Consider the following 25,381-nt stretch of genomic DNA (forward strand, 5'->3'; position numbering starts at 1 on the left):
TGTCCCCTCTCTTGCCTGCCTGTTACGCGTTATTTACTCTGGTAACCGTCTGGATGCTTCTGAAACCAATCCCACGCACTTTGAATAATGGTGTGAAGGTCAGCATATTGAGGTGTCCATCCTAATTCCTGCAGCGCTTTTTCAGAAGAAGCAATCAGCTTTGCTGGATCTCCCGCGCGTCTGTCAGCCACCTGTGCTGGAATCGCATGCCCCGTGACGTTTCTTACAGCATCTACTACCTGCTTCACGGAGAAACCTGTGCCATTCCCTAAGTTATATGTTGCACTTCCTTTTCCAGCACGCAGACGATCAACTGCTAAGATGTGCGCCTCTACTAAATCCATGACATGAATGTAATCTCTAATACACGTGCCGTCCTCTGTCTCATAATCATCACCGTAAATCATGATCTGATCTCGTTTTCCTAAAGCCACTTGCAGAATGATCGGAATGAGGTGTGTCTCAGGCTGATGATCCTCTCCGACAAGTCCATCTGTATGAGCGCCAGCTACATTAAAGTAGCGAAGCACGACGTATTTCATTCCATATGCCTGCTCAGACCACTTCAGCATTTTTTCAATCGCAAGTTTTGTTTCTCCATAAGGATTAGTTGGGTTCGTCTCATCCGTTTCAACGATCGGCACACGCTTTGGTTCACCATACGCAGCTGCGGTTGAAGAGAAAACGATGTGTTTCACATCAAATTCATTCATCACCTGAAGTAAAGCTGTTGCTCCCCCAACGTTGTTGTCATAGTACTTTAGCGGGTTTGTTACACTCTCACCTACAAGTGAATCTGCGGCAAAGTGCATAACCGCTTCTATTTGATGCGTTTTGAAAACCTGTCTTAAAAAATCTTGATCTCGTAAATCTCCCTCTTCTAAAACAGCTCCCTCCAAAACAGCTTCTTTGTGGCCTGTCTGCAAATTATCCACTACTACTACTTGTTCACCTTTCGCTAAAAGAGCCGCTACAGCATGACTGCCAATGTACCCTGCTCCCCCGCACACTAAAATCGTCATTACACTTCCTCCTTCGTGAGTTCTCTTGCGCCGCCTCCAATTCTAGCTGTGTAAAAAGAGGCTTGAATACCTGTCTTCTCTTGATAAATCGCACCCGTTTCTTCTATAAACGATGCCAGCTGCTTTTCTTTCACAATACTGATCGTGCAGCCGCCAAAACCCGCGCCCGTCATACGGGAGCCAATTGTTCCAGGATGAATCCAAGCGGCTTCTGCCAGAGTATCCAGTTCAAATCCAGTCACTTCATAATCATTCTTTAAAGAGAGATGAGATGCCTTCATAAGCGCACCTATTTCTTCCATTTTATCATCTTTCAGAAATTTGACTGCTTTTATGGTTCGGTCGTTTTCTGTCACCACGTGCCTTGCACGTTTGCGGCATGTTTCATCCTGAATCAAGTGGGCATGATCGGCAAATTCATCAGCCGTGAGCTCACATAAGTGGACAAGGTCGATTTCTTTTCTCAAATCGTTTAAGGCTGATTGACACTCTGACCGGCGTTCATTGTATTTGGAGTCTGCCAGTGTCCGCTTTTTGTTTGTATTGGCAATGACAAGCGCCAGCCCCTCTTGCCGAAACGGACTGTATTCAAAATCAAGGGTATCGCAATTGAGCAAGATGGCGTGATCTTCTTTTCCAAGAGCGATTGAAAACTGATCCATAATGCCGCAATTGACGCCAATAAATTCATTTTCTGCACGCTGTGAAAGGAGGGCAAGACGGGCATTTGAAACGCCGAATGAATGCCATTCATTGATAAAGACAGCGGTGACAAGCTCGATGGAGGCAGAGGAAGACAAGCCTGCACCATTGGGAATATTGCCGCCGTATACAATGTCAAAGCCTTCTTCTATCTTCATCCCTGCTTCGATAAACTGATGGAACACACCCTTCGGATAATTCGCCCAGCCGTCTGACTCCAAGTAAGCGATTTCAAAAAGGTCGAATTCTTTCACACCATCGCCATCAAAGTTCAAGGAATACATTCTCACGCGGCCATCTGACCGCTTTGCACATGCTGCATATGTACCGAGAGTGAGCGCACAAGGGAATACATGACCTCCATTGTAATCTGTATGTTCACCAATCAGGTTCACTCTTCCCGGGGCAAAAAAATAGCGAAGTTCTTCTTCTCTATCCCCAAATTGCTGGTGAAATGCCGTGCGTAACATATCGATCATATCCATTCCCCTTTTCTCTTCTGATACTCTTATTTTAGTTGCCTGAACTGCGTAAGTTCAATGGTAAAAAAATCGTTAAAAAATACCCTTTTTTTGCTGTGAATGGTACGATGTGATATGAGGTGTACCATGATTCAAAATAGAAAAAGGTTGTTTTTTGCTGTGAAGGAGGTTTTCCAATTTGAAGAAGGAAGCATTTGCATTTCGTTTTCACCATTCTGATGTTACATTGCCGGCACAAATATGGTCTGTTGGCTGGGAGGTTCAATCATCTTCGTTATACAGCTGGAATGGCGTGGAGCGGAAGGATCAGGGCAAGTGCATCTTTCAGCTCACACTGTCTGGACACGGCATGATTGAAATCGGACAGAAGCGGTTCAAAGTCTTGCCAGGGCAGGCCTTTCTTGTGAAAAGCCCAAGTGCCTATCAATATTATTTTCCAGAAGACAGTGAGCATTGGGAATTTCTCTATTTGACGCTTTATGGGGAAGCCTGCGATCTTTGCTTTGACCAATTTATAGATCAAGGAAAGCAGGTCATGCGTTTTCATCCTAATTCCAAACCGATCCGCCTGCTGAAGAAAATTTATGATGAAGCCAGTGAAAGACGGATTACCAATCCATTTGAGGGGTCTAGCCTTGCTTATCAATTTGTCATGGAACTGTATTCATATTTGCCAAAGCTTGAGGGACAAATGGAGAAATGGCCTGAGCCAATCGTTCAAGCGGCCTTGTTTGCCAGCCATCATTTTCACGAGGAAATTGGCCCAGACGATATGGCAGCTGCGGCACGTTTATCCAAAAGTCATTTTACGAGGGAATTCAAAAAGGCCACTGGCTTCACACCTATTCACTACTTAACCAATATCCGGTTAGAGAAGGCGGAAACATTACTAAAAACAACGAAATACTCGATTGAAGAAATTGCCATACAGTGCGGCTACCGAAATGCGAATTACTTGAATAAAGTCTTTCGAAAGAAAATCGGCATGTCTCCAAAGCAAATGCGGGAAACAAGCGATGCATAATAAAAAGCAGCCGCTTTATCATTGGCTGCTTCTTTTACGCTTTTGACAGGTCAACATGAATTCTCCCTTGTCTTAAAACAATGGTCATTTGCGTATCAGGGGTCATTAAATTTTCTAAAATGTCCGTTGCCGTTTGAAGCGCAATGTCCATTCGGTTGATCTTTTCCTTTTCTTGTTCCGAAAACGCTTCTGGATGTGCGGTCATTTCTTTGACTAGCCTCAGCACTTGTTCATGCTGCTTTTCTGTTTGTTGATATATGGCATCATATAAGTCGTCTGGCCTGCTGCTCATTTCACATCACCTATCTTTTTTTATGTGTTAAATCGCATCTTCTTTTGTTTTCTTGAAGACGAACCATTTACTGGCGACATAATTGACCACCACAATCACAAAGTTGACGAGAATTTTTGCGACGGTTTCATTGAGCGCCATTTGGCTCACAAATAAAATCATCAGCCCCAGATCTACACCTAGAGACATGAGACGAACACTAAAAAATGAAGAAAGTTCACGCATGAGGCTTTTTGTGTCACGAGCCTTTTGCTTGAAGACATACTTCTTATTGGTGATATAAGCAAAGAGAACAGCAAATACCCATGAAACAACCGTAGCTGTTTTGTAATCCATGGAGAACATCTCAACGAATAAATAGAAGCTGACGATATTGACAATGGTTGTACACACACCCATCACAAGATACATGACAACTTCTCGATACTTTTGAAAAAGGCTATACATGTCTTTCTTCATTCCTTCTTGGTGGTTTCTGTTTCTTTTAGAATACCATCTTAAGAAGAACTTCCCAAACGAACAATATGTACGTCCTGCAAAGATGAAATTTGTTCTACTCGATGGCAAATGTCAACACAATTGGTTTATATGAGTCAAATGTTTTAGGTCTTTTTCATTATTTTAATTTATAATCTTTCAACTGACATAACAATTGTTTATTATTAGAAGTAAGATTTCAATATTTATGGGTTTTTTAGTCATTTTTTTAGGAACGTGGTAGGTGATAGATTTTACAAAATAGGTTAAATGTCATCATTTTTCGACAAAAATTTATTTTGTGCTGTTTTCAACCACACGTACAGTTACTAGACGGTTTGTTCAAGTCATTGGTTGCAGTGAATATGTCTTATTGAACTGGAGGATATTATGGATACGCAAGTGAAAAGAAGAGTTGACGAAGAGTGGGTTTATTTGATTCAGGAAGCGAAAAAAATCGGACTAGGCATCGAAGAAATACAAGCTTTTTTAACATCCAACGGTGATCAGAAGATGATAAACAAACCGTAAATCAACGCCGTTATCCTTTGTCTTTCAGACTGCTTTGGCTAAAAGTTCTGACCTGTCAATTGACCTTTTGAAAATCCTTTCATGACGATACGCTACAATAATTGAACACCTCTCCATACCAATCCCTTCACTCAATGGGGTTCTGTCTTTCTATATTAGGAGGACAGTCCACTTCCCGTTCTCTATATGATCCCTTTTTAGTTGCATTCATGAAAATTGTCCTTCTCTCGTTATAAAACCAAGCTGCCCACCCATATATTAACCATGAAAACAACGAGAAAGCAGAAAGGTGGGTAGAGCGTGAGTTCAGATTCCCTTTCGTATTATCACCAAAAAAAGGATCAGTATTATCATGGGGTAAACCCGGTCATCGTCAGTCGTATTCGCGCGGAATGGACGTCTTTATTGGATATCGGATGCGGCACAGGCAAGCTTGGAAAAGTCCTGAAACAAAAGGGCCGAACCATCTATGGCATTGAGTCATTTGAGGACGCAGCAAAAGAGGCTGAGCAAGAGCTAAATCATGTTCTCTGCGGAAATATTGAACAGATGGCTCTCCCTTATGACCATGAACAATTTGACTGCATTATTTTCGGAGATGTCCTCGAGCATTTATTGGACCCTTGGGCCGTTTTAAAAAAGGTGAAACCCTTCCTTAAAAAAGAGGGTGCCATCCTGTCATCTATTCCAAATATCGGCCACATTTCAACGGTTTTAGAATTACTAGCCGGCAGATTTACTTATACAGATGCAGGGTTAATGGATCAAACCCATTTACGCTTCTTCACGCTCCACGAAATACATGCACTCTTTCATTCAGCGGGTTTTCGCATTCGCGAATTCGAGGCTATTCGCGTACAGCATCCTTCCTATGCAAGCGTGTTGAATGATCTACATGAATTACTCATGAAACACGGCATTCGTTCTGATTTTCACGAGGCCGCTACAGCCTATCAATATGTAGTCGAGGCGGTTCCATTTCATGAGTAATCCGACCATCCTGTTTGTTTTATGTGTAAATGATGAATCGATGTTTCAGGCTTGCTTCCGGCAGCTCGCTTCGCTTCCGGCTCCTCATGGATACCATGTGGAGGTCTTACCAATCAGACAGGCATCAAGTATGACCTCTGCCTACAATGAAGCCATCACTCATCCAGCTCAGTTTAAAATTTACCTTCATCAGGATACCTTGATTGTCAAACAGCATATGCTGCTTGAGCTCATCCCCCTTTTTTTACAAAATCCATCACTTGGCATGATTGGCGTGATTGGAGCAGAAAGCGTGCCTGACAATGGAATTTGGTGGGAGAGTGCTGATTGCAGGGGTAAAGTCATTGAATATCGCCACGACACCTATCAGCTGCTTTCGTTTGAAAAAGGCCGTCAGCAGCCCGAAGTGCAAGATTATATCAAAGCTTCGGCTATTGATGGTCTATTCATGGCAACACAATACGATGTAAGATGGCGTGAGGACCTCTTTGACGGCTTTCATTTTTATGATGTCTCGCAGTCCTTCGAATTCACTCAGCAGGGCTATGAAGTTGGAATTGCAAAACAAGAAGAGCCTTGGTGTATTCATAAATGCGGAGATCATTTTGACGCAGAAGCATATGAAAAAGCGAGAGAACAATTTCTTGCAAATTATCGATAGAAAGCACCCTTTTCGGGTGCCTTTTTTATGATATACTGTCATAAACAGCCAGATCGTCTCATATGCATTGGAGTACCTTGTCCCTAATTCGTACAAAGGAGGAAACAATGGCAGACAAAAAAGTTCATTATAAGAAGGTTGCCGCTTCAGAGGATTTTCGAAAACTTCTTGAGGAAAAACGCAGATTTATCGTACCGATGACGATTTTCTTTTTTCTCTTTTACTTTTCACTTCCGGTCGCTACATCCTACTTCACCTTTTTGAACACGCCGGCAATTGGCGCGATCTCATGGGCTTGGTTATTCGCCCTCACACAATTTGTCATGACCTGGGTTTTATGTGGACTTTACGCAAAAAAAGCAGCTAAGTTCGACAATTATGTAAGCGCTTTAAAAACTGAATCAAGAGGTGATGACGAATGAGCATGACCGCGTTTATTTTGTTCGTAGCGATCGTAGGTCTCACATTGGTCATCACATATTTTGCTGCGAAAAAAACAAGCAATGCGAGTGATTTTTACACAGCAGGCGGAGGTTTGACCGGGTTTCAAAACGGCCTTGCCATTGCTGGCGACTATATGTCTGCTGCATCCTTTTTAGGGATTGCTGGAATGATCGCGTTAAACGGATTTGACGGCTTTTTCTATAGCATTGGTTTTCTAGTAGCGTATCTTGTCGTTCTTTACGTTGTGGCTGAACCGCTACGAAATCTAGGGAAATATACGATGGCAGACATGATCGCTGCACGATTTAAGCGCCCTGCCATTCGAGGGGTTGCCGCCTTTAATACCATTACAGTCTCTACTTTTTATATGATTGCACAGCTTGTTGGAGCAGGTGCATTAATCAAGCTGCTTCTTGGCATTGATTACTGGATCGCGGTGCTGATCGTGGGTGTCCTGATGACCATTTATGTCGTGTTTGGCGGTATGATTGCGACCAGCTGGGTACAGATCACAAAGGCTGTGCTTCTCATGCTTGGGACGCTCATAATTTCTCTGCTTGTGTTTGCAAAGTTTGATTTTAGTCTGCTAAAGATGTTTGAACAGATGAAAACTGCAACCCCGCTTGGTGAATCGTTTCTTCACCCGGGAAATAAATATGATGTTCCTTTAGAAACCTTGTCTCTTAACCTCGCCTTAGTGCTTGGGACAGCAGGTCTGCCGCACATTTTGATTCGTTTTTATACAGTAAAGGATGCGATTTCTGCGCGAAAATCGGTTCTTTCTGCTACTTGGATCATCGGGATTTTTTATTTAATGACGGTTTTCCTCGGCTTTGGCGCTGCTGCCTTTGTTGGAACAGAAGCGATCACAGCAGCAGATGCAGCAGGAAATATGGCCGCACCTCTTCTGGCACAAGCCCTTGGAGGAGATTTATTATTTGCCTTTGTTTCCGCTATCGCCTTTGCGACCATATTAGCAGTGGTGACTGGTCTTGTTTTATCCGCCGCGTCAGCTTTTGCCCATGACTTTTATAGTCAGATTATCCGCAAAGGAAAGGCGAGTGAGCGGGAGCAGGTGAAGGCGGCACGCTTTGCTTCAATCGGCGTGGCGATCCTCTCTATCATTCTTGCATTATTTGCCCAGTCCTTAAACGTCGCTTTTCTTGTGTCTCTTGCCTTCGCAGTGGCAGCGAGTGCGAATTTACCTTTGATTATCTTCACTGTTTTTTGGAAACGATTTAACTCTACGGGTGCCATCGCCGGAAGCTTAACAGGCCTTCTAAGCGCACTGATTATCGTCTCGCTCAGCCCAAGCGTCTGGGACCCATCAGGAGCAGCCATCTTCACAGGAGAGCCGCTCATCCCGCTGTCGAACCCTGGGATTATCTCGATTCCACTCGGATTCCTTGCCGCATACTTAGGCACGATATTCTCGTCTGAAAAAGCAGATGAAGACACCTTTACGGAAATTCAAGTAAAGGCACATACAGGTGTGCATATGGATACTGATTCATGAGGAAAAGCCGGCTGCTCAGCCGGCTTTTTTTGTGTTCTTCTGTTCAAATCTCAGTAAGGTATAAATTGGCTTTTCAACTTATTTTTATACTTCTCTAATCTGGCAACCCTTCTAAACGTGATGAGAGAGCAGCATGTAATGAGGATTAACAGAATTTCATGAACTTCCCCTATGTTATCAACCACATTCTTCATCTCTATCCCTCCCCGTAATGAATCTATTTATCGTTATGAATTCCCTGCAAGATGTCATTCCTATGTTATCATGTTATACACATACTGGAAATTATTTAAATCGACACGAAAGAAGTGGGATGACGTATGCAAAGGATTTATTCTGCAAAATTATTATTCGAATCCATCTCATCACCAAGCAGTATTCCCGATAAAATCTTTGAAGAACGAATCGTCTTGGTAAAAGCTAAGAACCAACGTCAAGTGAAGGAAATAGTCAAACAAGGCTTCCCAGAGGAAACCTATGATAATGCAGAAGGTGGCCAAACTAACATAAAATTAGCAGCCATTCTAGATATTTTTGAGCTTGTCGATCACTTAGAGCAAAAATCACTACACTTGAGTGAAGTGTATAGCCGCCACCTTATTTTTGATGAAGAAACTTCTGTTCAAGAAGCCATCGAGGCCTATTCTTTAGACAAATAAAAAAGCCGGCTGCTCAGCCGGCTTTTTAATAGCGCTGGAATAACTCTGGGTTTTTCGGAACGTTTTCTAAATAAACGATCTTCCCTTGGTCGTCCAGCTCTGCGATATCAATTCCTTCTGCTGTATAGACACGGCCATCCGAAAGCTTTCCGCACACAGCCCAGTTTGTTTCATACTTTCCATCTTCTCTTTTAATCCATCCATCCCACATATGCTTAATGTCATCATGTACGTGGAAAAATGTGTTCAAAAATTGTGTGAATGCTTGGATACCAGGCTTCTGGGCGCCATTTAAGACAATCATGACATCGTCAGAAAACAATGACAGCAATTCATCCAGCTGCTCCTGCCCTTTTCCTGCTTCATCGTATCGGCGAAAATACGTATCGAGCACTTCCATGTTCATTCTCCTTTATTTACCTGTCATTTCGAAAAAAATCGAACTATATAATTGTACACAATTGTTTCTCGCCTGTCTATTTTCCCCTACATAAGAAAAGACATGAATTGATTCAATCCATGTCTCCCTCAGATCAAAGAGATGCTTTTTCTGCTTCAACAAGTGATTTCAGCTTTTCTGCTGCTTTTTTTGGATCGGCGCTCTGGCTAATAGCACTAATGATGCTTACACCATCTGCTCCAGCTTGTATGACTGGTGCAGCGTTGTCGTATGTGATCCCTCCGATACCCACAATCGGAATTTGAAGGCCATGACGGCGGACTTCAGTAATCAAAGACACCCCCTGGACACTGCGTGTATCCTTTTTCGTTTCCGTTGGATAGACTGGGCCCATCCCGACATAATCTGCTCCGTCTTTCATGGCTTGTTTCACTTCATCTAGGTTATGCGTCGACACGCCTAATATTTTATTCCCGATCCTTTGTCTGACGTCTTGTGCGTTTGCGTCTTCCTGTCCAACATGCACGCCATCTGCATCAAGATCAATCGCTAGCTGTACATCATCATTCACAATAAAAAGAACATTTGCTTCTTGGCAAAGCGCTTGAATTTGACGAGCCAATTGTTTCTTCTCTTCAGCCTGCAAGGCGTTTTCACCCTTTTCACGAAATTGAAACATGGTGATTCCGCCTTGAATGGCCTCGTTCACAACATCAAGCGGCTGTCTCGTTGAATTTGCTGTTCCCATAATAAAATAAACCGATAATTGCTGTTTGATTTGCTCTTGGTCAGCCTTTGTCATGTGAAACTCCCCCTAATTTCCCTAATGTCAGAACATCATCGCCGGTTGTGTGTTCTAGTGCGTTTAACAATTCCATTTGAAAGGTCCCCGGTCCTTTATCCTTTGTGTGCAGAGCTGCCTTTTCAGCTGCCACACCATAAAACAGCAATGCAGCGGCCGACGCATGAAGCGGCCTTTCACCTGCTGCACAAAATGCTCCAATGATAGATGTCAGCAAACAGCCGGTTCCTGTCACCTTGGTGAGCCATTCATGTCCATTATGAATGGACAGCACCTCATTTCCATCTGACACCACATCGACTTTTCCTGTGATCACCACTATTGTCTGAAGTACAATGGACGCTTGTTTGGCTAATGCCGATACATCTCCATTCGCCGCTTTCGCATCAACGCCTTTTGACTCCCAGCCATCCACTCCAAGTAAATGAGCCACCTCAGCAGCATTCCCCCGGACAACGGTCATTTTTACTTTCTCTAACAGCTGTTTAGCCGCATTCGCTCGAAACGTTGTCGCACCGACGCCGACAGGATCTAACAAAACAGGTACACCTTTTTCATTGGCGGCTTGTCCAGCGAGAATCATGGCTTCCACCGTCTCCTTGGTCAGTGTGCCAATATTAAGCACAAGTGCATCCGCTAATTGTGCCATTTCAGCCACTTCTTCTTTGGCGTTTGCCATGACTGGCGAAGCACCTAAAGCAAGCAGTCCATTCGCTGTGAAATTCGTCACGACTTGATTCGTGATATTATGAACGAGTGGATTTTCCTCTCGAACCTTCTCCAATAAATGAGACGCGCGGCTTGTTTTCATCTGTATCATCCTCCTTTTACTCTGCATCCCACACGTAAGATTTCGTATGCTTTAACCATTCTCTTGCCGCAAACGACAAATAACGGTCTTTTCGCCAAATGACACCTAAATGCCACGGGATTGATGGGTTTAGGGAAATGACCTTTACCTTTTCAGGATCAAGATCACGGCAGATTCGTTCTGGCAGAAGTCCAATCCCTAAGTTTTCAGCTACCATTTCACTAATGAAATCCCACTGGGACGTTTCATAAATGACATTTGGCCGGAATCCCGCATTCATACATTCATTTAAAATCCGGCTGTGCAGAACAAAATCTTCTCTAAAGAAAATAAACGACTCTTCCCTTAAATCAGCTAAATGTACCTCCTCACGACCGGCCATCGGATGGGATGGATGCGTCACGAGCTTCATGTTCTCTTTAATAATGGTGTACGTATGAAAAATTTTATCATTTGCAGGCAGAACAATGACACCAATATCTAACGACCCATCCTCGACCCCTTCCTCTACTTTAATGGAGCCGTGCTCGACCAATTGAAATGTGACATCTGGATATTGCTGGCGGAATTCTCCCATGACATTCGGGAAGAAACTTGACCCAATCATCGGGGGCAGTCCGATTCGGATATGCCCTTTTTTCACATTCATTAAATCATTTAATTCGCTCGTTAAATTCTGAAATGACTGCGTGATTTCACTCGCCTGTGTATACATGGTTTGGCCGGCATCTGTCATTTCAACCTGCCGTCCATTTCGGTAAAACAACTGCACCCCCAGCTCATCCTCCAGGTTTTTGACCATCTTGGAAATGGTCGGCTGTGATACGTAAAGGGACTGCGATGCTTTCGTGAAGCTCTTTAACCTTGCCACTTCTAAGAAATATGTTAAATGTCTAATGTCCACATGCTTCATCCTCCTATAGACAAAAGGAATAATTACTATTCGATATATGTATTTTACCTATAACTAAACGTGCTGTACACTTTAAAGTAAGCTCATCAATTGGAACGTTGTCATGTTTTTGTGAAATAGTGAACAATTTATATAGAAAAAGGAGTGAACAGAAAGTGAAATTGCTCAAAAAGCCGCTGATTGCTGCCCTTCAGATTATGGTCTTGTTTATTTTTGCGAAATTCATGAATGTGCTGGCGGCCTTTTTGCATTTAAGAATCCCGGGCACGATCTTAGGCATTCTTGTCATTTTCTTATTACTTCATTTTAAGATCATTCAATTAAAATGGATAGAACTTGGCGCCGTATGGCTGCTCGGAGAACTGCTGCTTTTCTTTATTCCATCAGCAGTTGGTGTCATTGATTATGGAAAACTGCTTTCTCAATCTGGCACAAGTATTGTCCTTGTCGTCTTAATTAGTACGTTTGTGGTCATGCTCTCAACTGGTATCATGACGCAAATGATTGCGAAACGAAAGGAGCGAAAAAAGCTATGTTAGTTAGCGGACTATTTCTGATCTTAACAGTTCTTTTATATCTCGGATCAAAAGCGGTGTACAAACGGCATCCAAAGGTTTATGTCTCACCATTACTTGTCACTCCGCTTGTTCTTGTCGTCTTGCTGTTAATCGTCAACATTCCTTACGATGCTTACAATCAAGGCGGGAAATGGCTCACGAATATGCTGCAGCCTGCGACTGTTGCTTTTGCCATTCCTTTATATAAGTATTTTCATATCCTGAAGAAGCATGCAGTGGAAATTCTTTTGAATGTGGCTTGCGGCTCTATCATTGCGATTTTATCAACGGCATTTATCGCCAAGTTATTTCATCTGGACACAGGCCTTATTGAGAGCCTTGTCCCAAGATCGGTCACAACACCTGTAGCAATGAGTGTGTCAGAAATGATCGGCGGCATGCCGTCCGTTACGGCTGTCTTCGTCATTTTAACCGCACTGTTTGGATCGATTATCGGTCCAATGGTGATCCGTTACTTCCGCATCGATAATGACATTGCCATGGGCGTCCTGCTTGGAACAGGTGCACACGGTGCAGGAACATCGAAAGCCTTTGAAATGAGCTCCGTCTCAGGGACGATCTCAAGTGTATCGATGATTATTTCAGCCATTATTACATTATGTGCAGCGCCGATCCTCATGTCGTTTGCCTTATAAAAAAAGCTATTTCCCTTATAGGAAATAGCTTTTAGATTGTTGACAAAATGCTAAAATGTTCTTTATTTTAGCACTTTGTCTTCTTTTCAGCGTGATAGAAAACCTTTGCAGCCCTAGGAAGGGCGAGGACTGGAGCGGAGCGAATTTGACATTCGTGAGCACCGGAGCGCAGACCTGCGGGCGAATGCGAGGGTTTGTCTACACGCTGAAAGCCATTCCTTATCGGAAATGGCTTTTTCTTATGTTTGTATGAAGACAACCTTTAAATAGTTTCCTTCGGGATAATTCTTCGTTGTACGAAAATCCTCAGGAAGTGTATATTCTTCAAGAATCCGATAGGTTTTCCCTGATTCTTTAAAGGCCTGCGCAATAAATCCTTTGAACTTCTTCATGCCAAATGCACTGCTATTCGTTGATGCCACAATGACGCCATTCTCAGCTGTAATTTGGATGGCTTCTTTTAATAGCTTCTTATAATCCTTCGCCGCACTGAATGTGTGCTTTTTCGTCCGTGCAAAGGATGGCGGATCTAAGATGACGAGATCATAGGTCCAGCCTTTTTTCGCTGCAAACGGAAAATATTTAAAGACATCCATGACTTTGATATCCTGCCCGTCCACATCAATATCATTGACTTCAAACTGCTCAGATGTTTTTTTCAAGCTACGGTTTGCAACATCCACACTTGTCGTACGGCTCGCTCCACCAAGCGCAGCTGCTACTGAGAAAGCACCTGTGTAAGAAAACGTATTGAGCACAGTCTTTCCCTTTGCATAACGATCTCGAATCGCTTTTCTCACATGACGCTGATCAAGGAAAATGCCCGTCATCGCACCATCATTTAAGTAAACTGCTACGTTCATGCCGTTTTCTTTCACAATGAGAGGAAATTCACCTTTCTCTCCCTTCACAAAATCATCATCTTCTATATACTGTCCAGACGTATCAAATCGTTTCTTCTCATAAATACCTTTATAGTCTGGATATACTTGCTCAAGTGCAGCCAATACTTCTGCCTTTAATGTATAGACTCCTTCGCTATACCATTGGATGAGGTAGAATCCGTCATAATGATCAATCGTGACGCCGCCAATTCCATCCCCTTCTCCGTTGAACACACGAAAAGCAGTCGTCTGTGCATCACGAAATAAATGCGTTCTGCTTTTTGCTGCCTGCTCAAGCCTAGAGACAAAAAAAGCTTGATCTATTTTTTCGTTTGCATCAAAGGTTAGTACCCAGCCAATTCCTTTGTTTTGCACACCATAATACCCTTTTCCTAAAAAAGCGCCCCGCTCATCCACCCATTCAATGAGCTCGCCTTCCCGTACACCGTTCACATTCGATACTGCATCTTTGGAAATGAGCGGATATCCCTTTTTCACTTGTTCCGCAAATGTTTGTTTTAATGAGATTTTTTTCATTTGTGTCATCCTTATCCTAAATTGACTCTCTCTATCCTACCATATGAATGTATACGTTACTTCTATTATGATAAGATGAGGAGAAAAATATCAACATGACATAGAGGAGGCACTTCTTTTGACGACATTACGCTTAGATCATACAGGTATTATGGTTTCGAATATTGATCAATCGATTGATTTTTATGAAAAAGTGGTGGGGATGAAATTAAAGGACCGCATCACTCATACAAATGGAGTGATTGAGCTTGCATTTCTCGGTTTTAAAGATGAAGCAGAAACGGAAATTGAGCTCATCCAAGGCTACAGCAGTGACCTGCCATCTGAAGGGAAGGTCCATCATCTCGCCTTCACAACAGACAATATTCATGCTGAATTCAATCGTATTCAAAAGCTACAAATTGAATTAATCGATGAAGAAATCACGACATTACCAAATGGATATTGCTACTTCTTTTTCAGAGGACCAGATCAAGAATGGATCGAATTCTTCCAGCGCTAATATTTCCTAGGAAATCGTGCCGCTAAATCTATCTTCAATTTATTCATAAAGAAAAGAGTAAGAGCATATACATGCCCTTACTCTTTTTTATAACACCTTACTAAGAAATGATTTTGTACGCTCATGCTGTGGGTTTCCAAAGAGAGCTTCCGGTTTGTCTTCCTCGACAATATATCCGCCATCCATAAAGATGACACGGTCTCCTACCTCTCTTGCAAAGCCCATTTCATGTGTCACCACAATCATGGTCATGCCTTCGACAGCTAATTGTTTCATTACAGCTAATACATCACCCACAACTTCAGGATCAAGAGCTGATGTCGGCTCATCGAATAATAGTACTTTCGGGTCCATTGCCAAGGCTCTTGCAATGGCGACACGCTGTTTTTGTCCACCGGATAATTGGTTAGGGTAGCTTTGGGCTTTGTCTTTTAAGCCGACTTTCTCAAGCAAGTCTAACGCTTTTTCGGCTGCTGCCTTCTTTTCAATGCCTTTTACCTTTATCGGTGCGATCGTAATGTTTTCTAAAACGGTTTTATGAGGGAATAAATTAAAGTGCTGAAACACCATGCCTACTTCTTGTCGTACTTTATTGATATTCACCTTTGGGTCTGTAATTGTGTGTCCGTGGACAACGACTTCTCCAGCAGTGATATCTTCTAATTTATTGAGGCATCTAAGAAACGTGCTTTTCCCTGATCCAGAAGGTCCAATGACACACACTACTTCCTTTTCCTCGATGACTGCATTAATATCCTTTAAGACTTCGTGATCGCCAAAGGATTTCTTTAAGTTTTTTACCGTAATCATACTCATTTGATATCAAATCTCCTTTCTGCGTAGCTAGCCAGTAGAGAAAGTAAATAAATGATCACGAAATAAATGACACCGACAATGAGCCAGACATTCAATGGATCAAATGTAGCCGATGCTTGAACTTGTCCTCGCTGCATAATATCGGCAATCCCGATAATAGATAAGAGAGATGTATCTTTCAAGCTGATGATGGCTTGGTTTGTAATCGCTGGAAGCATGCGGCGGAAGGCCTGCGGAAGGACGATAAAGCGCATGTTTTGTCCCCCTGTAAAGCCTAATGAGCGCGCAGCTTCTGTTTGCCCTTTATCAATGGACTGAATCCCTGCACGAATAATTTCTGAGAAATAAGCCCCTGCATTAATTGCTACTGTTATAATCCCTGCGGGCACTCGATCAAGCGAAATGAATTCCAGTGTATTCAAACCAAAATAAATGAAGAATAGCTGTACGATAAATGGTGTGCCTCGAATGGCATTCACAAAGACGAGTGCGATGAAATTTAAGATTTTAAATGGTGACAGACGGAATAATGCCACAATTAACCCGATGATAAATCCTAAAATGATGGCAACAACAAAGATATATAAAGTGGTTTGCAAACCATCCATTAAATACGGAAATGCATTAATAATTGTATCCATGTTTCTCCCTCCCTAATTCACATACGGCTGACACATAAAGAAAGCGCGCTCGGAGCGCGCCTCGCTTGTGTTATGACTTCAAATATTTATCAATAATTTTGTCATACTCACCGTTTTTCTTTAGGTTCTCCAGACCTTTATTGATTTTCTTCAATAGGTCTTGATTTTTCCCCTTCATGACAGAGATACCATACTGGTCTCCATTCAAGCGGTCTCCAACTGTTTTCAATTTTAAATCTTGTTGTGCGATCGCATACGTAATGACAGGATAATCCTCAATTAAGGCATCTGCATTTCCGTTTGATACTTCCTGGAACATAGATGGGCTGTCATTAAATTGAACGACTTCATACCCATATTTATCTGCGTTATCAGATGCGAACTTTGCACCAGTCGTCCCGTTTTTAACAGCTAGCTTTTTCCCCTTTAAATCATTAATTGATTTGATGCTGCTGTCCTTTTTCACAACAACTGTCAGCCCAGCGTCAAAGTAAGGATCTGAGAAATCTACTTTCTTCTTACGCTCATCTGTAATACTCATTCCGCCCATTCCAACATCAAGCTGTCCTGCCTGCATTGCTGGAATGATACCTGAGAAGTCCATAGCTTCCAGCTTCACTTTGAAACCTTGATCTTTCGCGATTGCATTAATTAAATCAACGTCTATGCCTTCATATTTACCGCCCTTTTCAAATTCAAATGGCGGATACGTTGTATCTATCCCAATTTTATATGTGCCTTTGCCTTCTCCCGAACCACTGTCCGACTTTGATCCACAGGCTGCCATGACAAGCACAACAATTAGTCCCATGATCAATAACATCGATTTCTTCATAAAACACGACCCCCATTGTCAGTTTTGTCTAAATATTCGCAATAACAATAATACTATAACACGCTAAAGCTATAGTGTGTGATGTTTTTTATCAATACCAAAGATCCATACAATTCTAGATCAATAGTCTCTTTAAATTTTACTTTTTTGCGAATAACTCATTTTATTCTAAAAGAAGAGTCATTCACAATTATAATGTAAGATAATCTTACAAAAAAATGAGGCAACACCTTGATTAATGATGTTTCTTTCTAGTATACGAAAGCAAACTCAATAACCGGCTTCCTCTCTTTATTGATATTGTAGTATATTTTTTTCAAAACCCTCTTTTTACCTAAAAATATGTAAGCGTATATAAAATGTCTCTTCTCCCTATTTCTTTCACTACTGGTTGAATTTACATCAAAAAACATGTTTTACAAACTGCATGAGAGAGCTTAAAATAAAAGAAGATACTGGAATATGGAAAGTTGATTCAAAAGAACGGATTTTGATAGATGAAGAAAGGAGGATAAGAATTGGCAGAAGCAGGTGTTTTGTCGTCCGTTGATGTAGCAAATATGCTCAATGATTGGTATGTCATGATGAAAAAAAGAGAGATACAAGGTGCCATCCAGTTAAAAGAAGACATTCTTCAGGCGTTTGATCGAATGGAAGAAAATCAAGACGTCTTACTTTACTATCAACTGCTAGAGTACCGTTTTAAAGATCTAATAGAAGATACAGCTTCGTTAGATCATAGTCTTTTTGTTGATGAAAATGCCATCCGTACGGATGATATGCTCAGCTATTATTTCTATTTCTTTAAAGGGATGTATGAAATGCGCAGAGGCAATCAGGATACGGCATTTCACCATTTAAAATTGGCCGAGGATAAATTAGATCTCGTGCATGATGACATTGAAAAAGCCGAATTTCATTATAAAACAGGGTGTCTTTACTATAATATCAGGTCCACGCTTCTCTCCATCCACCACTTAAAGAAGGCTTCATCTATTTACGACGCAGATCCATGTTATGTGAAAAAATCAATCAGCTGTCAAATGATGCTTGCTTTGAATTATGCGGATCAGTCGAAATATGATGAGGCAGAATCGTTGTTCAAAGAAGTGATTCATTCACTAGAACAGATGGAAGATCCAGATTTGCTTGGACACGCCTATTGTAATGCAGCCTTTATTAAAAGTCTAAGAAATGAATACAGTGAAGCTGTGCCACTCCTAGAAAAGGCTTTAATGATAGAAACATTCGAAACTTCTTCTCCAGGCGGCTATTTACTTGCCATGTACGCCTACACAAAAGCACTATTTAAGCTAAAAAAGCCAGGTTTGTTCCACTATTATGTACAGATTTCACTTCAAAAAGCAGAAAATTTAAAACAACGAAACATTTCACTTAAATTATCCATTTTAGAAACACTTATGATTCAGCCAGACAACATGATTGAGCAAATCAAGTCTTATTGTGATCAATTAGAATCGATGAACTTCCTTGTTGATCTTGAAGCTATTTGTCAGGATGCAGCTGCTTACTTAATGGATCTTGGACTTCATGAAGAATCCTCTTATTTTAGAAACAAGGCGTTGTCCTTAAAAACTTGTTAAGAATATGGAGTGATATATGATGAAGAAATGGCTTATCACAAGTGCAATTTTTACTCTCTTGATAACAGGTGTTTCTATTGGTGCTTCCGTTCAAAAAGAGAGCAAATCTACACAATCTCAAGATATCATTCAAAAGAGGGACCGTGGAACCAACCCTTAATATGAAAAAAGCAGCTGTGATCAAAACAGCTGCTTTTTTATGTGCTAATCAATTTCTCGTTTGATATTTTGCATTTTTTCATCTAAGTAATGGGCAATATCTGCGGCTTCCTTCAGTTCATCAGTCAGTTGATGAGGAACATCGTTTTGCAGTTTATAATAGATTTTATGCTCTAGACTCGCCCAAAAATCCATCGCTATGGTCCGTACCTGAATCTCAACCTTCACATACTCCACACGATTCGTTAAGTAGACAGGAATCTCAACAATTAAGTGAAGGCTTCTGTAGCCATTTGGTTTCGGATGTTGAATGTAGTCCTTCACTTCAAGGATCTTTAAATCCTCTCTTTGCCTCAATACATCCATAATATTATAGATATCTTGAATAAAAGAACAGATGATGCGGACACCTGCGATATCATGGATATGCTCCTTGGCACATTGTGTCGTGATGTCGCATCCTTTTCTTGCTAGTTTATTCACAATGCTTTCAAAGGATTTGATCCGTGATTTTGTATGCTCTATAGGGTTATGTCCATGGATTAAATTATACTCCTGACTGATAATCGAAAACTTTGTATCCATTTCATCTAATGCAAATTTATATACTAATAGTTCATTTTTCCAGTCTTCCATGACATTTTTCAAATCTTCAACATGAGTTGCTGACATATTCATTTTCTTTGTCATCTCCTTTTGGGAAACGGCAGCTGTACCGCTTTCCGTTTACTAGACGGAGAGAGGACTCGAATGGTTTTAAAAAATACGCAGTTAGCCTCTTTGTTTGTAATATGTCAGCGCCAGTGCAAGAGCCAGCACAGAACCTTTCACAATATCCATTGCATAATAAGGAACAGACATCATCACAAGCCCATTTTGTAAGATTCCGATGAGTACAGCCCCGATAAAAGTACCAAATGCGTTTGGCTTACCTGCTCCCATGACGGAAAAGCCGATAAAAGCAGCCGCTACTCCATCCATTAAATATGGTGCACCAGCATTAATTTCTGCTGTCATCACTCTTGATGCCAGCACGATACCTCCGATCGCTGCAAATAACGCAGAAAGCAGATAGGCCGCAATTTTGTATTTGTTCACATGAATGCCAGACAATCGAGCCGCTTCCTTATTCCCACCGATGATGTACATGAATCGGCCATGCTTTGTGTAGGTCATGAAAACATGCGCAAATAGAACAATGGCAGCCATAATGAGAATGATATATGGCACCTGTCCGATTTTGCTGAAAAAGGCAGGGATCGTTCCCGTTGAAAACGTGCCATCGGGCAGCACCATATTTTCAGAAATGGTCGCCCCTTTCGTATACGTTTGAGCCAGCCCTTGAATGATAAACATCATGGCTAATGTCATGAGCATATCTGGAATTTTCATTTTGACGATCATCCATGCATTTAACAATCCAACAATGATAGAAGCCGCTAGTGCAGAAAGGATTGCAATCAGTGGATTTTGCGAGAACCATACGAACATAGAAATGACAATGGCATTTGACAGCGTAGCGACTGATCCAACTGATAAATCAAAACCGTTTACTGCCAATGAGATGGTTAAACCTACCGCAATGATGGTCACTATTGAGATAGACCGTAAAATATTGATGATATTTCCCGATTGCAAAAACGCTGGATTCGCTGCCGCAAATACCACAATCAACACAACAATGGTTAAAATCGTCCCATATCGATAAAAGAAATCAAACAGATGAAAGGATGGCCGCTGTTTTTTGATTTGCTGCACAGGGGCTGGAATTTGTTGTTCGCTCATGATTGTCCTCCTGTTGAATGATATAAAAGCTCCTCTTCAGTCGTCGGTGCAGTCATTTCCCGGGCAATGCTGCCATCATATAACACGTATACTCGGTCAGCGATACCTGCAATCTCTGACAGCTCACTCGACGCATAAATGACAGATTTTCCGCGGGCGGCAAGCTCTGCGATCAAAGTGAAAATATCTTTTTTCGCTCCAACGTCTACACCTTTAGTTGGTTCATCAAAGAGATACACATCTGCCTCAGCCAGCAGCCATTTTCCGATGGCAACCTTTTGCTGATTTCCACCAGATAGGTGCTTCACCTTTGCTTCAAGAGACGGCGTTTTGACACCAAGCCGTTTGACGATGTCCCCTGCACCCTGCTTTTCCTTCGAACGATGTAAGAAGCTGAATATCTGTGAAAATGAATGAAGACTTGCAGCCGTTAAGTTCCACCCCACGCTCTCTTCGGTCAGAATCCCTTCTTTTCTCCGCTCTTCAGGCACAAGGGCTATTCCAGCTCTCACAGCTTGATGAGGCGATGTGATGTGAATGGTTTGACCATGCAGCTGCACAGTCCCCGTCTTTTTTTCTGAGGCACCGAAAAGGGCTTTGCACAATTCTGTTTTTCCAGCACCGACAAGTCCTGCGATCCCGAGAATTTCTCCTTTTTTGACATAAAAGTGAATGTTGTTTAATTTGTGTTGATCATTTAAGTCTTTCACTTCAAGCACAATAGGTGCATCCTTCAAAGGTTTGCGAGACGGGAATTGTTCCTCTAATGGCGCACCTAGCATTTCTTCAATGACTTGCTGCGGATTTGTGTCTTTGACAAGGTGAGCTGCGACATCCGTTCCATTTCGCATCACTGTCAGTTCATCACAGATGGTGAAAATTTCAGGCATGCGATGAGAGATAAACACGATCCCTGTCCCATGCTGTTTCAGCCGATCAATCATGGAGAATAATTTGCTTGTTTCTGCATGACTAAGCGGAGCTGTTGGTTCATCTAAGATTAAAATGCTGCATTGAATGGAAACGGACTTAGCAATGAGCACCATCTGTTTTTCAGCAAGGGTCAGATCGCTGACAAGTCGTTTTGTGGAGATGTCGATGTCCATTTCTTTTAATAACTGAGCCGCCTTGCGATGCAGCTCTTTCCAGCTGACAAATGTTTTTTTCTCAATCTCATGCATCATCATATTCTCGCCAACACTTAAGTAGGGAACAAGAGCCGTATCCACTTCTTGATGGACCGTCTGCACACCATATGAGGATGCATCCTTTGGGGTTTGAATGGTTGCCGCCTGGCCATTGATGTGGATGGTTCCGTCGAAGTGGGAATGAGCGCCAGAAAGAACCTTCATTAACGTGGACTTCCCAGCACCATTTGCTCCAATTAGTGCATGGACCGTCCCTTTTTTTAATGTGAAATTCACTTGATCTAAAGCTTTGACCCCTGGGAATTCAATTGAAATATTTTTCATACGAACAAGCGGCGCTGTCATAGGTGTCCTCCTTCTCTTGATATCATCTGAAAAACGAAACACCCTCTATGGAAAGAGAGTGCACGTCGCTTATTTTGTATAATGCTTCTTCAAAGTCTTCATCCAATCTTCCTCAAAAGCAGTCGATGAACCGAATCCCTTCACTTCGTCTGCAAGATTGACCATGTTAATGGCTTTTCCTGCTTGTTGAAGCTGCTTTTGCGAGATGAGAGAGGCCTCAAGGTCATAGGAAGATGGTGTTTTCTCACCAGCTATTTTCTTCGCAAGAATCCTCACGTCGACTGCGCCGATGAGCTTCGGATCAACCGCTGCTGTGTACTTCCATGGACTGTCCTTCGCTATCATTTCTTGAAGATCAGCATTTGACACATCAATCCCATAAATCTTCACTTCTGTTCTTCCCGCTTCCTTTAACGCTCTTGCTGCCCCAATGGCAAAGGCATCCCATGTGGCAAAAATAGCGTCCAGTTTGCCCTTTGGATACTTATTCAGCATGGCTGCTACTGCATTTTGCGTTTGAACAGACGTATCAGAAGAGGCTACACCAAAGCGGTCAAGCTCCTTGATCCCTGAATGTTGTTTGAGCGTTTCTTGATAGACCTTATTTCGTCTCACCATTGGCGGGAATCCATCTACCCATAGGTACGCAATATTTGCTTTTCCTTTAAAATCAGACACGAGCGCGTCTAATGATTTTTTCGCTAATTGTTCGTCATCTTGAGACGTCACTGTGACCCCTTTGATGTCCTTTAGCTTAGGATTCGAATCAAACGCTACAACCGGAATGCCTTTCGCTGTGATCTTTTTCACATCAGCGACTGTCGCCTCGTCGTCCCCGTGAGAGATGATAAAGCCATCATAATTTTCTTCCAGCGCCTGAGAGATGGCATCATGGAATTTTGCTGTATCACCATTTGCGGTGTAGACATCTACCGTAAAGCCGAGTGCTTCACCTTCTGCCTTCGTTCCAGCTAAAAATTGAGCTGTATGATCGTCTCCTCCAATTTTGCGGATCACTTTAATTTTTGCCCCCTGTCCCTTTGCAAATCGCTTCGGTACATTGTCAAAAGAGACTTTTTCGTTTGCATTTGCCTTTGAGCCTGCACTTGATCCAGTGCCGCAGCCAGATAATAGGACGGTTAATGCCGTTAATAAGACAAGAAATGATGTAAAATGCTTACGCTTCATTGCTGTTCCTCCTCAAGTTGTTTTTATTTTTCACATCGGAAAACTAGGTAAAAATGTGGTAATACGCCTGTAAAAACAGGCATTTGATTCGAAAAAGAGACGAAAAAAAGCCTCTCTTGGAAAGAGAGGCTTGATCACCGTTGCATGAAACATGTATCGGGAAGTCTTCCTCTCTTATCTGTCAAAGCTGTAACAGCTTTGCAGGAATTAGCACCAATTTCTACAATAGAAACGGTTGCTGGGCGTCATAGGGCCAGTCCCTCTGCCTCTCTTGATAAGAGATCCGTTATGAAATTTGTTTTCGTTGAAATGTCTTCTTTACTTTAATGTGATGTCACATCAATGTCAATGACTTTTTTGAAAATTTCTAAAATATCATTAACTTCCGATGATTTTCTTAGCAGGTGATGATTCCTTCAGACGGAAATCATATTTTTTCTCATTCACAAATTGTGGGTTGAGATGTGCTGATCCTTTATCTTGACCGCTATTAGAGAGATAGGTTTTGTAGCCTTCCATCCATTTCCCGCGCCAAATCCACTGTGATGCTTTCGCACCTTTGCGATCATCATAAACGTTCTTCAGGAAGGTATTCTTTTGGTTCACTTGATAAAGATTCACGACTAAGTAATGCGAGGCGCTAGCCGTCATGATATTATTCGTGATTCGATTGTTCACTGCTTGATACTGCATCAGCAATTGGCCGCCTTCTAAGCCGGCTGTGTCATTTTTGTACAAAATATTATGTGAAATCGTCGTATTGGTTGTACCGCCACGCTTCTTATCATAGCCGCCAATAGAAATGCCTGTATAACGGTTTAAATATACTTGATTGTGTTCGATGCGGATGCGATCTGCCATTTTTCCTTTATGTTCGCTTGTAACTTCAATCCCCAGGTCATTGTGATGTGAGATGTTATGATCGATCACAATGTCTTTTCCGCCATCAACATAAATTCCGCCAGCGGAGATGTCGCTTCCATAGGCTGGGTTCCCTGCACTCGTAATCTCATATACTTTGTTTCTAGAGACGACTCCATTTCTAACTTGATCATACTTTTTAGAGGGTGCTACGTTCTCAAAACCAATTAAATCAATGCCAATATTATCAGTGTGCCGGACCGTGTTATGTGTCACACGGAACTTTTTGACGTTTCCATTTAGCACGAGCGCTTCACTGAAGCCCAGTTTTAATTTTTCAACGGTATTTCCTTTGATTTCAATGTCTTCTATTGCTGCAGGAGCTTTTGTCCCATAGACAGCAATTCCATGTGCATTTCCATTTTCATGTTTCGTCTGAATGTCATACACTCGGTTATTGAGCAGTTTTACGCCTTTACCGCTTCCTTTGATGAAAATACCAACTGGTGTTAAATCTTCTTTATTCGTCTTAAGATGTCCTACAGTGAGGCCTTTGAGGGTGATGTAGCTCTTTTGCTCGACCGTGACAAGACCGCCATCGGCTTGATTTCCTTTAAGGGAAGCCCCGCTAATCACAGGCTTTTCTTTTCCGTAAGCTTGAAAGACAACGGGTGCTTTCTTTGTTCCGGAATGGCGGACAATCAATTTCTCTTTGTATGTACCGCCTCTCATGTAAATGGTTGTCCCAGCCTTCGCCATACTTGCTGCTTTTTTCAGCGTGCGGAAAGGTTTTTGCTTTGTTCCCGGGTTTTTGTCGTTTCCGTTTACCGCTACGTAATAAGATGTGCTTTGCTTAGCACCAGCTTCCTCTGTCATCGCCTGACAGCCAAAACTGATCATGGACATGAATACAATGAGTAAAATGCTTGGTATCACTCGTTTCATCTTGTTGTTTGCTCCTTTCCCTTCTCTTCTTCCTTTATCGGTTAAAAAAAAGAGGATTAAAATATGACAATGTCCCTTGCAATGTACTAGTCAAAAGGTGTATGGTTGAAAGAATATCTTACAGGAAAACCATTCGTTTTTAAATTGTCAGATTAATCAGTTAATAACGTATTTGGATTTTATTTCTTTTTT

At 41.9% G+C, this 25,381-nt stretch carries 29 protein-coding genes and 1 riboswitch; of the genes, 12 read left to right on the forward strand and 17 right to left on the reverse strand.

Features of this window, described 5'->3' with window-relative positions; translation table 11 throughout:
* Positions 1–29 precede the first annotated feature (29 nt).
* Together galE and NSQ72_RS17860 are read right to left on the reverse strand one after the other, a co-directional pair.
* Entirely contained in the window at positions 30–1,022 is a 993-nt protein-coding gene (gene galE, locus NSQ72_RS17855) for a UDP-glucose 4-epimerase GalE (protein WP_039182383.1), read from the reverse strand.
* Entirely contained in the window at positions 1,022–2,203 is a 1,182-nt protein-coding gene (locus tag NSQ72_RS17860) for a galactokinase (protein ID WP_445285749.1), read from the reverse strand. The genes galE and NSQ72_RS17860 overlap by 1 nt, the downstream gene beginning before the upstream one ends.
* A gap of 181 nt (positions 2,204–2,384) precedes the next feature.
* On the opposite strand from NSQ72_RS17860, the gene NSQ72_RS17865 reads away from it, so the two are divergent.
* Complete coding sequence (locus NSQ72_RS17865; RefSeq protein WP_064498814.1) at positions 2,385–3,230, forward strand: AraC family transcriptional regulator; 846 nt, start codon at positions 2,385–2,387, stop codon at positions 3,228–3,230.
* Positions 3,231–3,264: 34 nt separating this feature from the next.
* On the opposite strand, the gene NSQ72_RS17870 is transcribed toward NSQ72_RS17865, so the two are convergent.
* Together NSQ72_RS17870 and NSQ72_RS17875 are read right to left on the reverse strand one after the other, a co-directional pair.
* Positions 3,265–3,522 carry a hypothetical protein gene (locus NSQ72_RS17870; RefSeq protein ID WP_024423842.1) on the reverse strand — a complete coding sequence of 86 codons (258 nt, stop codon included), beginning with the start codon at positions 3,520–3,522 and terminating at the stop codon, positions 3,265–3,267.
* A 27-nt stretch (positions 3,523–3,549) separates the two neighbouring features.
* A complete protein-coding gene (locus tag NSQ72_RS17875; protein ID WP_039182392.1) occupies positions 3,550–3,981 on the reverse strand; it encodes a GtrA family protein in 432 nt (143 codons plus the stop codon).
* Positions 3,982–4,389: 408 nt separating this feature from the next.
* On the opposite strand from NSQ72_RS17875, the gene NSQ72_RS17880 reads away from it, so the two are divergent.
* The 6 genes from NSQ72_RS17880 to NSQ72_RS17905 all read left to right on the forward strand — a co-directional run bounded on the left by NSQ72_RS17880 (position 4,390) and on the right by NSQ72_RS17905 (position 8,800).
* Positions 4,390–4,530 carry an anti-repressor SinI family protein gene (locus NSQ72_RS17880; RefSeq protein ID WP_008345506.1) on the forward strand — a complete coding sequence of 47 codons (141 nt, stop codon included), beginning with the start codon at positions 4,390–4,392 and terminating at the stop codon, positions 4,528–4,530.
* Positions 4,531–4,830: 300 nt separating this feature from the next.
* Positions 4,831–5,520 (forward strand): class I SAM-dependent methyltransferase, encoded by a 690-nt coding sequence (locus tag NSQ72_RS17885; RefSeq protein WP_341084863.1) that lies wholly within the window; start codon positions 4,831–4,833, stop codon positions 5,518–5,520.
* A complete protein-coding gene (locus NSQ72_RS17890) occupies positions 5,513–6,181 on the forward strand; it encodes a glycosyltransferase family protein (protein ID WP_058838475.1) in 669 nt (222 codons plus the stop codon). The genes NSQ72_RS17885 and NSQ72_RS17890 overlap by 8 nt, the downstream gene beginning before the upstream one ends.
* Positions 6,182–6,288: 107 nt before the next feature.
* Positions 6,289–6,603, forward strand: a complete 315-nt coding sequence (locus NSQ72_RS17895; protein ID WP_024423845.1) for a DUF485 domain-containing protein — start codon at positions 6,289–6,291, stop codon at positions 6,601–6,603.
* Positions 6,600–8,141 carry a solute symporter family protein gene (locus tag NSQ72_RS17900; RefSeq protein ID WP_341084864.1) on the forward strand — a complete coding sequence of 514 codons (1,542 nt, stop codon included), beginning with the start codon at positions 6,600–6,602 and terminating at the stop codon, positions 8,139–8,141. Before NSQ72_RS17895 ends, NSQ72_RS17900 begins: the two co-directional genes overlap by 4 nt.
* 320 nt (positions 8,142–8,461) lie before the next feature.
* A complete protein-coding gene (locus NSQ72_RS17905; protein ID WP_106025468.1) occupies positions 8,462–8,800 on the forward strand; it encodes a DUF4288 domain-containing protein in 339 nt (112 codons plus the stop codon).
* Between the two features lie 25 nt (positions 8,801–8,825).
* Here NSQ72_RS17905 and NSQ72_RS17910 read toward each other — a convergent pair whose 3' ends face one another.
* The 4 genes from NSQ72_RS17910 to cidR all read right to left on the reverse strand — a co-directional run bounded on the left by NSQ72_RS17910 (position 8,826) and on the right by cidR (position 11,717).
* Entirely contained in the window at positions 8,826–9,200 is a 375-nt protein-coding gene (locus NSQ72_RS17910) for a nuclear transport factor 2 family protein (RefSeq protein ID WP_106025467.1), read from the reverse strand.
* Positions 9,201–9,333: 133 nt separating this feature from the next.
* The gene (thiE, locus tag NSQ72_RS17915; protein WP_064498818.1) at positions 9,334–10,002 is read right to left on the reverse strand and encodes a thiamine phosphate synthase; all 669 of its coding nucleotides are present in this window, start codon (positions 10,000–10,002) and stop codon (positions 9,334–9,336) included.
* Positions 9,989–10,813, reverse strand: coding sequence for a hydroxyethylthiazole kinase (gene thiM, locus NSQ72_RS17920; protein ID WP_247543919.1), 825 nt, complete (start codon positions 10,811–10,813; stop codon positions 9,989–9,991). Before thiM ends, thiE begins: the two co-directional genes overlap by 14 nt.
* A gap of 16 nt (positions 10,814–10,829) precedes the next feature.
* Positions 10,830–11,717 (reverse strand): cidABC operon transcriptional activator CidR, encoded by an 888-nt coding sequence (cidR, locus tag NSQ72_RS17925; protein WP_039182411.1) that lies wholly within the window; start codon positions 11,715–11,717, stop codon positions 10,830–10,832.
* 164 nt (positions 11,718–11,881) lie between these two features.
* Here cidR and NSQ72_RS17930 point away from each other — a divergent pair, with 164 nt between their 5' ends.
* Together NSQ72_RS17930 and NSQ72_RS17935 are read left to right on the forward strand one after the other, a co-directional pair.
* On the forward strand, positions 11,882–12,265 hold the full coding sequence (locus NSQ72_RS17930; RefSeq protein ID WP_080967207.1) for a CidA/LrgA family holin-like protein: 384 nt from the start codon (positions 11,882–11,884) through the stop codon (positions 12,263–12,265).
* A complete protein-coding gene (locus tag NSQ72_RS17935; RefSeq protein ID WP_341084866.1) occupies positions 12,259–12,939 on the forward strand; it encodes a CidB/LrgB family autolysis modulator in 681 nt (226 codons plus the stop codon). The genes NSQ72_RS17930 and NSQ72_RS17935 overlap by 7 nt, the downstream gene beginning before the upstream one ends.
* A gap of 239 nt (positions 12,940–13,178) precedes the next feature.
* On the opposite strand, the gene NSQ72_RS17940 is transcribed toward NSQ72_RS17935, so the two are convergent.
* A complete protein-coding gene (locus NSQ72_RS17940) occupies positions 13,179–14,360 on the reverse strand; it encodes a class I SAM-dependent rRNA methyltransferase (RefSeq protein WP_039182418.1) in 1,182 nt (393 codons plus the stop codon).
* A gap of 118 nt (positions 14,361–14,478) precedes the next feature.
* On the opposite strand from NSQ72_RS17940, the gene NSQ72_RS17945 reads away from it, so the two are divergent.
* Positions 14,479–14,862, forward strand: coding sequence for a VOC family protein (locus NSQ72_RS17945; RefSeq protein WP_039182421.1), 384 nt, complete (start codon positions 14,479–14,481; stop codon positions 14,860–14,862).
* 87 nt (positions 14,863–14,949) lie between these two features.
* On the opposite strand, the gene NSQ72_RS17950 is transcribed toward NSQ72_RS17945, so the two are convergent.
* The 3 genes from NSQ72_RS17950 to NSQ72_RS17960 all read right to left on the reverse strand — a co-directional run bounded on the left by NSQ72_RS17950 (position 14,950) and on the right by NSQ72_RS17960 (position 17,154).
* On the reverse strand, positions 14,950–15,678 hold the full coding sequence (locus NSQ72_RS17950; RefSeq protein ID WP_039182423.1) for an amino acid ABC transporter ATP-binding protein: 729 nt from the start codon (positions 15,676–15,678) through the stop codon (positions 14,950–14,952).
* Positions 15,675–16,319, reverse strand: a complete 645-nt coding sequence (locus NSQ72_RS17955; protein ID WP_024423856.1) for an amino acid ABC transporter permease — start codon at positions 16,317–16,319, stop codon at positions 15,675–15,677. Before NSQ72_RS17955 ends, NSQ72_RS17950 begins: the two co-directional genes overlap by 4 nt.
* Positions 16,320–16,389: 70 nt before the next feature.
* Positions 16,390–17,154, reverse strand: coding sequence for a transporter substrate-binding domain-containing protein (locus NSQ72_RS17960; protein WP_024423857.1), 765 nt, complete (start codon positions 17,152–17,154; stop codon positions 16,390–16,392).
* 518 nt (positions 17,155–17,672) lie between these two features.
* On the opposite strand from NSQ72_RS17960, the gene NSQ72_RS17965 reads away from it, so the two are divergent.
* Both NSQ72_RS17965 and NSQ72_RS17970 read left to right on the forward strand, forming a co-directional pair.
* Positions 17,673–18,758: a Rap family tetratricopeptide repeat protein gene (locus NSQ72_RS17965; RefSeq protein WP_341084868.1), complete on the forward strand. Its 1,086-nt coding sequence runs from the start codon at positions 17,673–17,675 to the stop codon at positions 18,756–18,758.
* A gap of 19 nt (positions 18,759–18,777) precedes the next feature.
* Positions 18,778–18,918, forward strand: coding sequence for a hypothetical protein (locus tag NSQ72_RS17970; RefSeq protein WP_341084869.1), 141 nt, complete (start codon positions 18,778–18,780; stop codon positions 18,916–18,918).
* Positions 18,919–18,962: 44 nt separating this feature from the next.
* Here the strand turns inward: NSQ72_RS17970 and NSQ72_RS17975 are convergent, their stop codons facing one another.
* The 5 genes from NSQ72_RS17975 to NSQ72_RS17995 form a co-directional block, all read right to left on the reverse strand.
* The gene (locus tag NSQ72_RS17975; protein ID WP_039182427.1) at positions 18,963–19,595 is read right to left on the reverse strand and encodes a GTP pyrophosphokinase; all 633 of its coding nucleotides are present in this window, start codon (positions 19,593–19,595) and stop codon (positions 18,963–18,965) included.
* A gap of 93 nt (positions 19,596–19,688) precedes the next feature.
* A complete protein-coding gene (locus NSQ72_RS17980; protein WP_039182429.1) occupies positions 19,689–20,702 on the reverse strand; it encodes an ABC transporter permease in 1,014 nt (337 codons plus the stop codon).
* Positions 20,699–22,195, reverse strand: a complete 1,497-nt coding sequence (locus NSQ72_RS17985; protein ID WP_341084871.1) for a sugar ABC transporter ATP-binding protein — start codon at positions 22,193–22,195, stop codon at positions 20,699–20,701. Before NSQ72_RS17985 ends, NSQ72_RS17980 begins: the two co-directional genes overlap by 4 nt.
* A 69-nt stretch (positions 22,196–22,264) precedes the next feature.
* Complete coding sequence (locus NSQ72_RS17990) at positions 22,265–23,383, reverse strand: sugar ABC transporter substrate-binding protein (RefSeq protein WP_064498822.1); 1,119 nt, start codon at positions 23,381–23,383, stop codon at positions 22,265–22,267.
* Between the two features lie 171 nt (positions 23,384–23,554).
* Positions 23,555–23,664, reverse strand: a riboswitch (SAM riboswitch).
* A 97-nt stretch (positions 23,665–23,761) separates the two neighbouring features.
* Positions 23,762–25,189: a DUF1565 domain-containing protein gene (locus NSQ72_RS17995; RefSeq protein ID WP_064498823.1), complete on the reverse strand. Its 1,428-nt coding sequence runs from the start codon at positions 25,187–25,189 to the stop codon at positions 23,762–23,764.
* Positions 25,190–25,381: the final 192 nt, after the last annotated feature.

The organism is Bacillus sp. FSL R5-0659, from assembly GCF_038008785.1.
Lineage (GTDB): Bacteria > Bacillota > Bacilli > Bacillales > Bacillaceae > Bacillus > Bacillus safensis.